This window comes from Ekhidna sp. (genome assembly GCF_963691765.1).
Taxonomy (GTDB): Bacteria; Bacteroidota; Bacteroidia; order Cytophagales; family Cyclobacteriaceae; genus Ekhidna.
On the sequence record NZ_OY829375.1, the window covers coordinates 1097326 to 1112691 of the forward strand.

General features: G+C 38.0%; 13 protein-coding genes. All 13 read right to left on the minus strand.

From position 1 onward, the window contains the following. Positions 1-72: 72 nt before the first annotated feature. Positions 73-1473, minus strand: coding sequence for a B12-binding domain-containing radical SAM protein (locus ACY650_RS05265; protein WP_462252465.1), 1401 nt, complete (start codon positions 1471-1473; stop codon positions 73-75). Then, positions 1470-2252, minus strand: a complete 783-nt coding sequence (locus ACY650_RS05270; RefSeq protein WP_462252467.1) for a class I SAM-dependent methyltransferase — start codon at positions 2250-2252, stop codon at positions 1470-1472. Before ACY650_RS05270 ends, ACY650_RS05265 begins: the two co-directional genes overlap by 4 nt. After that, positions 2249-3712, minus strand: a complete 1464-nt coding sequence (locus tag ACY650_RS05275) for a B12-binding domain-containing radical SAM protein (RefSeq protein WP_462252469.1) — start codon at positions 3710-3712, stop codon at positions 2249-2251. Before ACY650_RS05275 ends, ACY650_RS05270 begins: the two co-directional genes overlap by 4 nt. Continuing rightward, the gene (locus ACY650_RS05280; RefSeq protein ID WP_462252471.1) at positions 3693-4739 is read right to left on the minus strand and encodes a hypothetical protein; all 1047 of its coding nucleotides are present in this window, start codon (positions 4737-4739) and stop codon (positions 3693-3695) included. Before ACY650_RS05280 ends, ACY650_RS05275 begins: the two co-directional genes overlap by 20 nt. 163 nt (positions 4740-4902) lie before the next feature. Beyond that, complete coding sequence (locus ACY650_RS05285; RefSeq protein WP_462252473.1) at positions 4903-6621, minus strand: serine hydrolase; 1719 nt, start codon at positions 6619-6621, stop codon at positions 4903-4905. A 28-nt stretch (positions 6622-6649) separates the two neighbouring features. Continuing rightward, on the minus strand, positions 6650-7246 hold the full coding sequence (locus ACY650_RS05290) for a hypothetical protein (protein WP_462252475.1): 597 nt from the start codon (positions 7244-7246) through the stop codon (positions 6650-6652). Further along, on the minus strand, positions 7243-7749 hold the full coding sequence (locus tag ACY650_RS05295) for an RNA polymerase sigma factor (protein WP_462252477.1): 507 nt from the start codon (positions 7747-7749) through the stop codon (positions 7243-7245). Before ACY650_RS05295 ends, ACY650_RS05290 begins: the two co-directional genes overlap by 4 nt. A 124-nt stretch (positions 7750-7873) precedes the next feature. Beyond that, positions 7874-8287 (minus strand): hypothetical protein, encoded by a 414-nt coding sequence (locus ACY650_RS05300; protein WP_462252479.1) that lies wholly within the window; start codon positions 8285-8287, stop codon positions 7874-7876. Between the two features lies 1 nt (position 8288). Continuing rightward, positions 8289-9107, minus strand: coding sequence for a sulfotransferase family protein (locus ACY650_RS05305; protein ID WP_462252481.1), 819 nt, complete (start codon positions 9105-9107; stop codon positions 8289-8291). A 191-nt stretch (positions 9108-9298) separates the two neighbouring features. Then, a complete protein-coding gene (locus ACY650_RS05310; RefSeq protein ID WP_462252483.1) occupies positions 9299-11260 on the minus strand; it encodes a hypothetical protein in 1962 nt (653 codons plus the stop codon). A gap of 16 nt (positions 11261-11276) precedes the next feature. Beyond that, entirely contained in the window at positions 11277-11750 is a 474-nt protein-coding gene (locus ACY650_RS05315) for a T9SS type A sorting domain-containing protein (protein WP_462252485.1), read from the minus strand. Between the two features lie 104 nt (positions 11751-11854). After that, positions 11855-14611 (minus strand): hybrid sensor histidine kinase/response regulator transcription factor, encoded by a 2757-nt coding sequence (locus ACY650_RS05320; protein WP_462252487.1) that lies wholly within the window; start codon positions 14609-14611, stop codon positions 11855-11857. Between the two features lie 103 nt (positions 14612-14714). Continuing rightward, entirely contained in the window at positions 14715-15248 is a 534-nt protein-coding gene (locus ACY650_RS05325; RefSeq protein WP_462252489.1) for a hypothetical protein, read from the minus strand. Between the last annotated feature and the right edge of the window lie 118 nt (positions 15249-15366).

Here is a 15366-nt window from a genome sequence, read left to right on the forward strand (position 1 = left end):
CAAATGCCCGATAATAGAATTTTTGAAAAAATATGAGAACCTTTCAAATTGTTGCTGTTTGGGATTGAAACACTAGTTATTCTGAAGAATACTCTTTTTATAAAACCACATAAAAATCCTCGAAAAGACAATTTTCCCTAAGAGTTTGAATGACTTTGGTCCATACAACCTTCTATCCAGCTTATACCTGTAGAATTCCATTTCCGCAGAAATAAATCGTATTGCATGCTTATAAAATGATTTTGGATATGTCCTTTTAAAATCAATATCTCGATCTGTACTCAAATTCCATTCAGGTTTTTGCGTAATCTCTTTTTCTATTTCATTGTATAAGTCAGTTCCTTTGATCGGATAAGCAACTGTAATTGTATAGAAGTCTGGATTAGAAATTTTCAAATGATGTAACGTCTCCTTGATATCTTCATCCGTTTCCCCTGGATAGCCCACCATGATGAATGTTCCGGCTTCAATTCCACTTTCCCTTGTTTTGACGATCATCTCACGGACTTTGTCAACGGAGACTCTACGATCCATCGCATCAATTATTTTTTGTGAGCCACTTTCAGCACCTATCCAAACCCTGAAACATCCCATTCTTTTTAGTGCAGCTATTACCTCATCATTCATGCGCTCTGCCCGAGTGATGCATTCAAAAGGAATGTAAAGATCCTGCTTTTCCATTTCATCAGCCATCTCAAATAACCACTTGTGACTTACAGTAAAGACATCATCTACAAACCAAATACTGTCAGGATTGTAATTTTCCTTGATATCCATCAGTTCTTTCACAACTTCTTTCGGTGAACGTCTTCGATAGCTCTGACCATAAACGGCAGTGCTACACCATTTGCATGTGTATGGGCACCCTCTTTGCGTGCTGACGTTAAGTGCGCTCTTCCCGTGATGATCCTTCCATGCCTTCAGGTACTTTTCAATGGGTATAGCGGCTCTATTTGGAACCGGCAATTCATTGATGTCTCTTAGCTTCGTTCTTGGTTTTGTTTTGACTTCATCACCGGAAGAACTTAAATATGCTATTCCATCAACATCATCAACTGAGCTACCATTCGAAAGGGCTTGTGCCAATTCCAACATAGTTACCTCTCCTTCACCAATGACTATGAAATCTGCACCATTGTCCAAATAGTTTTTGGTATTGTAAGTCACGTCTGGTCCGCCCAGCACAATCTTACAATCACTCTTAAGCATTTTCACCTCTTTTATTATGTCCAAAATGTTGAGCTTGGTCATCAGATTGGTATAGAGTGCGATCACATCGGGATTGTAGGATCTTATATGTTTAAACAGGCTTTCTTTAGTCGAAAATGTGGAATCAAAAACCTCATTTTCAACTTCATTTTCATTTAGGTACGATGATATATATAGAATGCCGAGCGGAGGGTACGGTTTCATGATTTCCTTTTCTTTCGGATCCTCCTCTAAAAAATATCCATGTGTTAAAAGTACTTTCATGTCTTTTTAAACGCTATATAATAATGATCTGAAAACCTGGCTTGAAAAGAAAAGTTCGAAAACATTTTTTCTAATGCGTTCAAGCACTTTAATAGCATTCGCTTTCTCTTGAAAAATGATTCCATATATGATGGAGGGATGAAAAAGCCAATAGGCTTTAAGTCTTCTTTAATGTACTGATGGCCTATTAGTTTCGAAAAATTTTGCGGATCATAATACCACGTATTGACAATCTTGCCAGAAACGTTTACCTCCACAACTTCTTCACTTCTTCTAAACACTTGATCCCATTTGCCCTTTAAAATCAGGTAAATATTTTCCCATAGGCATGCTTTAGGCATAATTACAGCAATAAACTTTCCTCCTGGTTTCAGGATTTGCGAGAGCTTTTCCCCCACCTTAGCTATTGCTGCGGGATCAATGCAATTCAATCCACCAAAATTTGAAAATACCAGGTCAAAATCCGAATCTAAATTCGACTGATCAATGTTATTTAAATCGAGTTGTTGAAACTTAATATCAAGATGTTGATTCTTTTTTCTAGCAACCAGAAGCATTTCTTCTGAAATATCGGTTGCAACTACATTATTGCCATCAATAGCTAGCTTGCCTGCATCTTCACCTGTACCACAATTAAGCTCGAGAATTTTCATCTTTCCCTTATGTTCTAAGTGTTTGCTCAAATTTTTCCAAACCCTTTCCCGTTGCAGAATTCCAATACCAGAGTAGGTAAAATCCTGATCATAGGTAATCGCAGCATTATCAAAATCTGCACTCATTTGTTTAATGGTGAATATCTATAAAGCTGCATTCTGCTAATAATCGATAAGGGTAGGTGAAGTCCAACAGCAAGTATCTGTCTTAAATCAGAAACTCGAACTTTGATTGGATTTTTCAACACTTTTCCAATCGCCATCCATCCTCTTCTTATACCAAATCTTTGATGTAGGTACCTGTGCAATTTTTTATAAAATTTTGGAGGATATGTGTTTTGAAACATCATATCAAGATCATCTGAATCTGTCCAATTGGCTTTATTTGCAAGATCACCTTTTACAATTTCATAAAACTTGGTGCCTGGCAAAGGGTATGAAACCGAAACTCCTAACTTGTCAGGCATTAGTTTAAGTACCAATCGAATGGTTTTTTTAATGTCTTCAAATGTCTCATTGAGGTATCCAAACTGAATAAAGAAAGCCACTTTCACGCCTCCCTTTTTCAAAAGAGCAGTAGACTGTTCAATCTGCTCAATGGTTGTACCTTTATCCATGGCATCAAGGATCTGTTGAGATCCGGACTCTGCGCCAATCCATGCTTCATCTAGTCCAGAAGCAACCAGTGCATCAATATTATCTTCTTTAAGAAGGAGATCTGCCCGCGATTGAATCTTATATGAAATGTTAATATTTCTGTTCTTAAGTTCATCTCTAAAGTCCTGCACCCAGCCTGGTTTGAGACCAAAAATATCATCACACATCCAGAAGTATCTCACGTTGTGTTGCTCTACATGAAATTGAATTTCATCTACTACTTTTTTTGGGGAACGGGTGTTGTACCTATTGCCATATATCGGCTTAGCACACCAATTACACTTGTAAGGGCACCCTCTAGTAGTGGCTAGATTGAGATAAAAATTTGAAGATTTTGTATGCCAAATTTTACGGTAAGATTCTACATCTACTAAATCCCATGCAGCCTGCGGCAACTGGTCCAATTGTGTATTTACACCTCTGGGTTTGGTATTCTTGATAGCATCACCATCTTTAAAGCAAACACCCGAAATAGATTGTCCGTCTCCTCCTACAGATAAGTCGTCAATTAATTCCTTCAAGGTGAGTTCACCTTCTCCTTTGATTATGAAATTGGCACCATGCTCAAGGTACTTTTCTGTATGATCGGTAGAGTCAGAACTACAGGTGATGACTGTGGCTCCGGCTTTTCCAGCAAGCTCCTGCATCTGAAATGCGGCCTCACGCATAGATGTCAAACACATCTTGGTGAGGTAATTAAACCCGTCATCAAAAATGACAAAAAAGTCAGGTTTGTAAGATGCCAATACATCACTTAATTCTTCAGGGTTACTTTTAAGACCAACATCAAATAACGCTACCTCATAGCCTTCCTCTCGCATAAAAGATGCTGCGGTTATTGTCATTAATGGTGGATATGGCTCAGCTATCCTCCATTGTTTTGCATCTAGCATATAAAAGTAAGAATGGCTAAACAGGATTTTTTTCATTGGAATTAAGCGTGTATTTGGTAAATAATTCCGCATTCTCCCTGTCATAAACATTGTTTTCAGGCGAAAATTTAAATGCGGTAGCTTTAGGAAAAAGGTCTTCCATGATGACTTCCGAATAATATTGCGGGAAGTTCGTTTGGAATGACTCTCTAAATTTGTTTTTTATAGCCTCTTGATATCCGCCATTAGGATTTGATATTCTTTTAAAGTTACATTTTTGAACTGGATTGAATCCACCGAAAATTTCTAAGAGTGGTGAAAGTTCTATCCTCTTAAGTGCCCTCCCAACACAAAACAATGCGAAGAAAACAAAATTTATGGGTGCTAAAATAAGCGTCCAGGATAGCGATGATTTCGCTCCATCAATAACATCCTCCGATCCATTATAATATTTATTATACCAAGAATTAACCGACAAGAAGGAAGAATGTATACCATTATCATAGACGGTTTTAAGATTATTGATCTCTGTAGCAGTGAAGAAATTCTTATTGTAAACCTCCAAAAATGTCTCATCTGTCACGTAGTTGAAGCAATAAAAATGATACCCTTTGAAGAGCTTCTTAATATTTGTAAGCACACGCTCAACCAAAAAAAGCAACCACAGCGTATTGGATTTACATATTACAAAGAGGTCTAGATCGACGAACTCCACACCTCTTTTAGAATATTGTAAAGTAGGATTATTGGCAGCAACAGAACCCGAAACTCCAATGTATTTTATGAAAGGAAGTCTTGACAGACGTATTAAGGTCTTACTGCCTTTAGCCAAAAGATCTTTTGTTAAAACTTCCTTCCTTGATTGACTATCTACAATGGTTTCTTGACCTGGCACGCAAAGAAATCCATCTTTTTCAACAATAAGATTTTCTTCAATAAGTTCCTTTATCGAATCGTTAAAAGCAGCAATTTCGTCTGAAGCAACACCTAACCATTTTTGACATTCAACCGAACTAACAGGCGCATTAAATATATTTCGGTATGCTATGTGAACTACAATTTTCTCCTTTAACGTCCGCAACAATTAAGTATCATTTTAGTGGTAGCATGATCATCAAAAGCAGATAAGTCAAACTTTCGAGAATAGCCTAAATATCAGACTGAACTTCCAAAATACTAAAAATGGTTGCGTAAGCAGAAAATATTAATGATAAATAATTCTCAACAGTAGCTAAATGTCATAATGTCTACAATTTTTTTCCCACCATCTCTCTGCCTCCTTGGAGCAAGGTTAAACTCTCAATTGAACCATCATCGCCTTTGTTGAAGGTTAACTGTGCTTCAACCACCTTGAAGTAGAAAACATTTTCAGACTTAGGGAAAACAGCAAACATGGGCTGTCCAGTAGCTTGAGCGTTGAGCTGACTTTCCTCACGTGTAATAGTTATGATGAAGCCTGGAACCAATTCATATTTCCCTAAATAGGTATCCAGGATTTCTTCATCAACCGTAACTTCTTTTACCAAGCTTTTGGGATCTACTCCTAGCTCACTTAATTGAGTGGCTACTTCTTCGTTTGCTGGATTTAGATCGTAAGCTTTTTTGAGTTTTTCAACAGCTTTTTCTTTTTCTCCATTTTTGGCAAATGCCTTACCCAAACTAGCATGAGCATTGGATGAAGAATTAAAGTTTTTGAGGTTTAACGACAATACTGCAATGGCATATTCTAATTCATTGGAATTGATATAAGCACTACCTAATCGATCCAATTCTACCTCTCCAAAGTTGTATTTGCTAGGCTCACTTTTCTTTAGATCAGCATAAGCATCTTCAAGTGCATCAAGTCCATCCTTATCAATAATTTCTTTCAGCTTAGACCCAACCGAAGGCTTCACATCACGCAATTTAAATTTCGGATTCAATGTGTGAACACCAACATCGTCAACACTTATCACAGAATTTGAAAGTACTACTACACCTTTTTTTCCATCGCTAGTAAATCCTGCAAACGTCTTGTATCCTCCAGTACCTCCATTATGCCAAATTATTTCTACACCATCCGAAATCATTCGATGCCAGCCAAGACCAACTATCGGTTGAGCATTGGCGGTCCGAGTATTCTGATGAGAGAGTTCCATTGCCTTAGATAGTTTACTAGATTTAATACCCATGTTGTAGCTCAAATATTTAATCATATCTGTAGCTGTAGAACGTATGGCTCCGGCACCAGCAAGTGTAGGCAGGTCCCAATTTTTCACTTCAAAATGATAAACGTGACCCTTTGCAAGCTCACTTTTCATATCATCATTCAGGGTGATTCTGGTGTTCTTGAGTCCCAATGGCTTAGCAATTTTTTCAATCATCAGCTCCTCATATGTCGTTGAACCACTCTCTGCCAGAATATGGCCGAGCAATCCCACAGCGTAGTTAGAATATTCATATTGGCTGCCAATATCACGAGTGAGTTCGTAGGTATTCAAAAACTCAAACATCTGTTCGACCGAATAATCAGCAAATGGATTGGTCTGATCTTCTGGTGAAAAATTACTTGGAAGACTTGGGAGTCCCGAAGTATGGTTCGACAGATGAACCAACATAATCGACTCTCCATTGCGAGTTGGAGCCGTAACTCCATCTGGTAAATATTTTTGAATTGGATCATCCAAATTCATTTTTCCACGCTTTACTTGTTCTGCTAGCAGTATGCCAGTAAATGTTTTAGATATAGATCCGATTTCAAAAACAGAGTTCTCGTCTACAGGCTCGTTCGTTTTTAGCGACTTAACACCATAGCTATAATAGGCTACTCCATTTTCATCAATTAATCCAATAACAATTCCTGTGTTTTCGCCATTTTCAATCCTGAGCTTTAGACTTTCTTTGAGTTCGGTAGAAAGGTCCCATTGAGCATGGCTAATGCTAATGGTAGCAATCAGTAGTAGGATAGATTTTATTGTTCTTATCATCGTCATTTTTTTTAGTTCTTGATCTCTTTTATTCTTCCTCCATCGTTTGAATAAGGCTCTCCACCTTTTCCAATTTAGGAGTCACATATTTTTTAGCTGATCTTATATTCAAATAGTAAATCACAAAGCCGAGCACAAAACAGTAGGCCGCTGCTCCAATGATGTAGGTAGTATCGCTCGATTCTTCCAACATCATACCTACCATAAATAAATAGCATAAAGCCATACAAGGACCGACATACCAAAGGATGATTTTTTCTCTTATGTTCTTCTGAATTGTTAGATAGTCCCTTGTTTTATGTAGGTATTCGATATAGCTCATTGAATGCTCATCAGGTTTTTTCTTCCTTAACTTATGCATAAAAACCAAAATAGCTACGGCCCAAACAGCGATTAAAATCGACGCTATTTGTGTGATTAGTATTGGAATTACAAATGCGTACCATAAGAAAATCGGAATGACAATTATTGCTGCCAATGACTCTCTGAGATACAACCCCTTCATGCTTTTATGAAATCGATCCAAGTTTGACTGAACATCGATCATCAGACGTGATTTATCAAACTTCACTTGCTCCTGAGTAGGAGAAGACCGCCAGATGTTAATTAGCTCTTCTTCTATCATGACCTTTCATTTATACAGTTCAACAATTTATTTTTTATGCGCTTGATTTTTACAGCCACATGATTTTCAGTTAGCCCTGTGATTTCTGCAATTTCCTTGTAGGCCAGTTCCTCCAGGTAAAGAGTGATCACGGCTTTATCAGCTTCGTTGAGCTTCTTTATGCAAGCACGCATTTGGTGTAACTCCGGACGTTCATCAGATGAAGCCTCATGTCCTGCATACATGGAAAGTTCAACACTATCCATATTTACAAACTGCTTTTTTTTCTTCGACTGTTTTGCTTGGATGCGTAAACACACGTTTAGCGTCACCCTAAACATCCAGGTACCTATCGAAGCGTTTGATTTGAATGATGGCATGGACTTCCAGATGTTGACTAGTACTTCCTGAAAGAGATCCTTGCGGTCTTCGTCATCATAAGCATACACCGAACAAATCCGAAGCAACTTGTGCTTGTTTTGTTCAATACCCGCCAAAAAGGCATTTTCAAGTTCCTTATCCATTGGAATGTTTTAAACTCTACAGTATTAGTGACAAGAGTTATTTAAATATGACAATTCCCTAGAATCTTTTTTTAAAAATATGGCAAGTGGTAGAAAAGTAAGGCTGTAAACGAGCGTCAAATATTTAGATAATTGTCAAGCCATCTACTTCTTCATTGACCATGCTATTGCTTCCAAAATGATCCACAATCATTGAATACCACTTGACCACCTTTTGCAAGTGAGTAGGAGCAATAGACTTATCCAAATCAGCTATTTTATGAAAATAATCGATAAGGGCTTCGATAGTATGTACCTCCGAAATGGTTTCTTTTTCCATTAAGCGAAATACTTCCAAAAGATTAATTGATTCATCATTTGCTAACCTTAGGTCTACATTGCCGAGAGCTAGTACTTTCCCTTTTTCATTAGAAACAAAACGAATTACCCCTCCTTCAAAGGGCTGAAGAAAAAATCCCTTTGGATTGTAGTTAACCAAATGAAACAACCCTGCCTGTCCTTTTACAGCTACGATTTTTTGTAAATTAATGTTCTTCATACTATTTGATGTTTTCGACGCGTTTGGTAATCCATTCAAATCTTTTTTCAATCCGATCGATTGCTTCCTTTGGTAGGTTAATGGTAGTAGGACTATATCTAACTTCTCCTTCTCGAATGCTATGTAGAAACTTATAGTTGTAAGCTGCGTCATTTTCAAAAGTCGTTTGTTTCAATTGAGAAAAATCATAGCTGAAAGTTTCCTCGCCTACAAACTCATGAATCATATTTAATGTCTTTTGTGGCTCAGAACACAACCGATCGTAGCGAACAATCAAAATCCTTGATCCATGACCCTGCGTCAATGCATCTTCTAATAAAGCCACTGGCGTTGACATCAAGGTGAAATTTTGCCCTACGAATGTCTCTACCCGATTGTAAAGTGTGGTGAAAGCCAGCTCATTGTTCATCTCATCGGAATTTTCCATCATAATGGTTTTCTGATACTGGCTCTCAATGGATTGAAAAACCTCCACAGGATTTCGGTAGCAGAAAATGACTTTACTCTCTTCATTTTCCATGATGCGATCAACGATCGGAAGTTTATTGACCCAACCTCTGTTTTTATCAAAGACTACACTTTTGTCTTGATAATAAGCCTGCAGATATGCTCGAACCCCAGCCTTAAAGCGAAGTGCTTCTTCCATCCGATCTACGTTTTTGTATGATGGATTGTGACTAAATACTTTTCTCATCTGCATCACCATATCAATGGTTGGTGATGTTGGCGTTGCATGAAATTTAGGATTCATATTCAGCAGGTTACATAGGAGTGTGCTTCCACTACGAGGGAAGCCTGAAACAAAATGTAAATTTTTCATAGTTTGTTTTTTTGATTAACACGATGCCTCAAAACAAGAAATAAGCTTGATTTTGGGATGCCACATATGAATCAAAGGATGATCGAAATGAATCAAGTGGCATTTTTATCAAAAAAAACCGACTCCATTACTGGAGCCGGCCATCGTGTTAACCACCTTAGGTTAACTTCCTTAGTTGCCTTTTAATCAAATCAATTGGGATCAGGAAAATTGAAATTGCCATTGATTGCTAGCCAAGTAGCTCCATCATAAATCAGCTCCATGGTTGGGTTTGCATTATTCAAAGCACAAGTAACCGTATTGGCAGCATGCCCTACAATCGTTGCTGTTGTAGTTTCGAAAATGAGAGATCTTGTCAATGAAGGATCCGTAGTATTCATGCTTAAGATGATCTTATCCCCTGCAGTGTTAGAGGTAGGCATAGTAATGCGTACAATACCACTTCCGGCAGGTAAAGAAGAGATATATACAGCAGTATTGTCGGGAATAGAAAGCACGCCTATATTGGTTGCGTTTCTTACCACAGTAGGATTATTTCCACTAATATCGCCCCAGGTTACACTTCCATTCCCATTGGTTGTAAGTACCTGACCGTTGGTTCCATCGGCCGTCGGAAGCGTAAAAGCTCCATCTACACCCAAACTGTTTGCTACGAATGTTCCATTGATATCCGTATTGCCATTTTTGAGCATGACCAATGCATCGCTTTTAATACCACCTACAGTTCCATTTCCTACAACAAGCAATGGATCTGCTGCAACGAAGCTGTAACTGGTTCCTCCGGTTGTGCTATTATTTATCCCTAAAACAACTGCACTATATGATGAGGTTTGAAGTCCTCGTCCACCAGGTACTAAAGAAAAATTCCCAGAAGCTATATTTTCGAACCCACCACCTACTGTAGAGAAAATTCCAGGAGTACTGTTGTTCTGTCCTCCACCTATTGTAGAAGACTCACCTGTTGTAGTATTTCCCGCACCACCACTTAAGGTGGAAAAAGATCCGGAAGCAGTATTGTTCTGCCCTCCACCTATAGTAGCACGAGAGCCGGAAGCATTGTTGGTTCGACCTCCGCTAACAGTACTAAATGAACTATTGGCTTGGTTACCATTACCACCACTTACAGTACTGTATATACTATAGGCCATATTGCTTTTCCCCCCGCCAACAAATGAATAGTTAGCCATTGCATAATTACTCTCTCCACCTACTACTGCTGAATATGAGCCATCCGCAACATGATACCTTCCTCCACCAATAAACGAATGGTCAGCATAGGCGTAATTACCGCTTCTCACCCCTACAAAAGAATAGTTACCATCCCCTGCGAATGAAGGTATTACCCCATCAGCAATTTTATCCGCTGTGATTGCATCATTAGCAATATTGTCTGTCATAAATAATGGGTCGGCCCAAACTGTAGTACCATTCCCTAAAGCAGCAAGGAATTGAGCGTTAGAACCATCAGTGGTCGGCAGTGAAAAAGCACCTTCTATAGCTAAGCTATTTACTGTAAGGTCTCCACTAATATCACTTAACAAACCGTCTTCATCCGACAATTCATTGATGTCTGAAGGAATCGCTGGCTTATTCAAAATGAATGCATCCGCTGTGTTGTCAGAAACATTCCAGTCTGCCTGCACATTTTCCTCTGCATTCAAATCAATAGCATCCAGGCTAGCAGCTTGAGTTGAGGTCAATCCATTAGCTGCGTATTCTGCATATGGCACGCTTTGAAGTGAACTTGTTCCTAAGTCTACAAAGCCATCTCCAGTATCAGCCTCAACTTTAACAGAGATATCTGCAGACCAATCGATTTCTGCAAATGAATTAGCAGTCCCACCTATATTGGTCCCATCTCCAATTATTAATGATACAACACCAAATTCATTAGATGTTAATGAGTGTGTTTCTATCCATACATCATCATTGCTATTGGATAATGTGAAACGCATAGTCACAGAACTATTTGCGAGTATTTCACCATTCACATCCCTAAGAACAGCTTGGTAATTGAAGCCATCGGGTGGACTATTTGTATGTCTGGCAAGTTCTTCTAAACGGTCTTCATCAATGTTCGCTTTCACACCAGTGACAGGTGTTATCAAAATGAACAATGTAGCCGAGAAAATGTAGAAATATCTTCTAATCATGGCACTTATGGTTTAATTAATTAATTTTTAAAATTTTATAGCTGGCAAACGTTTGATTTATTGAGTTATCAAGTTTTAGGTAATAGTTGCCGGCTGGCAAACTCCTTAAGTCTATTATCATCCTATTTAGTCCAGATTCAACTTTTATATTCAGCCTTCTACCATCTGCTGAAAAGAGTGATGCGTTCGTACCTTCTGAGTCAAAGTCTATCCCTTTGACAGTCAGAACATCTTGTGTAGGCACTGGAAAAACAGTCAGCTCATTTGTAATATCTACTGCTCTAAGAGGTGTATCTACTGCTACATCTCCTTGATGAAAACCTGGTGTTACTTGTAGATTTCTACTACTTACCATTACCTCACCAATGGTGAAGCTATTGGTAGAGCTCGAGCCTGAAGATGCAATTACTTGCCTTTCCAACTGCTGTGAGATTGCCACATTGGTGCTTAAATAAAACACCAAAGTAAATGTGAGAATTAGTGTCTTCATTCGTTCATTCTTTTGATGGTTCAAAAGAAGAAATAAGGTGAAACAGTCACTATTTCATATGAGTCAAAGGCTAGCTTATTTGAATCAAATGATTAATTAATGACCTAGATGGTCAATTCAGAAGCAAATTCGCTCGGGGTCTTTTTATATCGAGCCTTGAAAATTTTAGTAAAATAAGAAGGTGATTCAAACCCCACAGAGTAGGCAGTTTCAGAAATTGAGTGGCCGGCTTTTATGAATTCTACAGAACGTTTGAGTCTAATATCTCGGATGAAGTCTATACTCGTAGTGTCTAGTAATGTTCTTAGCTTTCTATTCAAAGTGCTCTTACTCATCGCCATTTCTGCTGCTAAGCGATCGGCAGTTAGTGTAGTATCGTTGAGATTACTATCCACGTATTCATACATACTTTTCAGAAATACATCTTCAATATGTGGAATGGTGGTTTTGACATCTTCAATATTGACGGGAAGCAGTTCCTGCATGAGATGTTGCCGTAGGCGTTCTTGCTGCTGTAGCATATTGAATATACGGAGTTCAAGCTCATGCGGATGGAAAGGTTTGGTGATATAATCATCGGCTCCCATTTCCAGCCCTGAGACTACTGCCTCTTTAGAAGCTTTAGCTGTTAGCATCAAAAAATTGATATGCATTGTACTGGCTGCAGCTTTTGTTTTTTCACAGAGTTCATGCCCGTTCATTCCAGGCATCATAACATCAGAAACGACAATGTCTGGAAGCTCTTCTTGAATAATTTCCCAAGCTTTTTCTCCATTTGCAGCTTCAAGCACATTCCATTTTTCCTGAAGCTGCTCTTTCAAAAATGCGCGAAGTTCATCATTGTCTTCAACTACAAGAATTAGTGCCTTCGTATCATCAATTGCAATATCTTGAGCGAAGATGGTTTCAGCCAAAGACTCCTCCACATCTGTATTTTGCATACTTTCCATTGGAATAGCTAAAGAAAAAATAGTTCCTGCAGAATCCGAACTTACTTGGATGTCACCCTCCATTAACTCCACCAATTCTTTTACCAACGCCAAGCCTATCCCAGTCCCCTCATAAGATCGTGTATTCGAACCATCTACTTGATAAAAGCGATCAAAGATCTTTCCCAGTTTTTCATTAGGAATGCCAATGCCAGTATCACTGACACTTAATCCAATACCTTCATTTGTATTCCAATATTCAAGCGTAATATCTCCCTGTTCTGTAAACTTCAATGCATTCCCAAGGAGATTAGAAAGTATTCGTTCCCATTTTGCACGATCAAAAGCATAGAAACCAGAGACGTCTTTGTTAATAATTTTAAAAGTGAGAGACTTATTTTCAGCTGCCTGCCTAAATCGAATCAAAAATTGATCAATAAAATCTGAAAAATCACCCACTGTATTTTTAACCATCATATGTCCTGATTCGAGTTTGTTTAACTCGAGGAGTTGGTTTACCAACATTAACAGTTGACTGGCATGTCGGTGATTGCTTCGAATCAATTGATTCAACTTTTCTTGAGACAAATCTGGACTTTCTAGTGCTTTTTCCAGCGGGGAAAGTATAAGCGTCAGAGGAGTTCTGAACTCATGAGTGATATTAGAAAAAAATCTTTCTTTGGACGCCGTAGCTTCTTTTAGCGCCTCCGACTGGAATTTTACTTTCTTATTTATTCTAAAGATGTAGTAAGCGACTGCAATAGCTAAAATCAATAAGGTAGAGGCACCTACAATCAGCTGATTTTGACGATTAACTTCAGCAGAAAGCTCACGGTTTCGACTTTCTTTTTCATCAGTTTCATATTTTTCTTTAAGATCAAGCTGAATTTGCCGTACTTCCAAAGTCTGCAGGCTATCTCTCAGATCAAGTAACCTCGACCCTGCATAAAATGCCAGTTCATATTCCTCGAGCAGTGCATAGGATTCAACCTGAGACTCATAGATATCGAGAAGCTTTTCATAAACTTCATGTTTCAGTGCAAAGGCAATTGATTTTTCAAAATGGTAGAACGAACTATCTCGATTATTAAGATGCGCATATGCTGCTCCCAGTACACCATGCGAATCTACCATTGACAACTCATCTTCAAATTTTTCTTCGATTTTCAAACCTTTGAGCTGAGATTCAATTGCCGCTTGATAATCTCCTTTGTTTACCAACACCTGTCCAATGTTTCCATACGCATATGCTTCCATTATGGGAAAATATTCCGGTGCTTTTTCTATACACTTTTCAAAATATAGAATGGCACTGTCATTCTTTTCCATATTCATAAATAGGCCTCCGATGTTGAAAGTGTTGACAATTAGATTCTTCTCATCTCCAAGCGCTCGGAATAATTCATTACTCTCTTCAAAGTACTTTCTGGAACTTGCGAAATCTTCCATGTAATTGTAAGTCCTTCCCAAATGCGCCAACAATTCTGCATAAATAGACTTATTTTCTTTTTTGTCAATCATCCCAAGGGCCTCCGATAGAATTTCAACTGCCTCTTTATACTGACCTGAGTAAGTCAATAAATAGGATTTTTCTCCATAGACTGACGCCAACCAAACTTGATTATTTGTACCAAGTAAAATTGATTCTATATCATCAATTACAGAGAGGCTTGCTTTCGGATCTCGGGTTTCAAGAAATGATGAAATGGTGAGAAGAAATTCTACCTGAACTGAATCATCTTGTATCAGATTTATACTCTGATCTGCAAAAAGCTTCCAGTCTACATCAGGATACTCTTTATAGTATTCATCGTAAAGGACATCAAGGTTTTCACCATCTTTAAATAATTTAATCCAGTCCTCGACATTTGATTGCGAGAAGCAGGTGAAAAATGAAATGAAGCATGCTATAAAGAATCCGGAACGAAGCATAATCAGCGATAGGTTCCAAATCTAGTGAAAGGAGGTTAAAGGTAAAGAAGAGTTTTTTCGCTTATTCAAAATGCATCAACCGCAAAGGTAAATTCATATTGTATTACATATATCCAAATACAATCATACTCAACAAGAAAAGCACCGAGTATACTTCCAAAAGCCAATACCGCTTGAAAACACTCACAGAAGTAGCAAAGAGAATAATTACAATTCCGACTATTGCACCAGGATCAGTTATTGATCCCGCAAATTGAAAGAGGGTAAAAATGATATAGATGTTAAGGGGAAGGATTACTCTATTGATGTAAGTCATAAGATATTCTCTGAGATCAACATTTTTGAATTCCCTGGGAAAGATTTGATAGACAATGAATGTAAAAAGGCCAGGTGGAAAAACTGCGTAAAAAAGGAAGGTAGATGCATCAACTATTTTATCATAATGATTAAATATTTTGTTCATCATGAATACATAGATGATTAATAAAAAGATTGCAATTGTCAAAACCCAAAATGCCCAATAACCTTTCTTTGGCTTATCATCCTGAATCATATAGTTCCACTTCACTAAAATTCTACTAATAATTAGTCCATAAAGGATTGCTTCAAACGCAAGTATGTATTCATCTTTTGACATCTTCTCGGAACAGTTTATTATTTGAAATAACCATGTATCACTCAATGTAATTACTTATGAATAAAAGTTTTTTCTCTGTGAACAATAAAAAGGGCGACTCTTCGAGCCGCCCCATCGC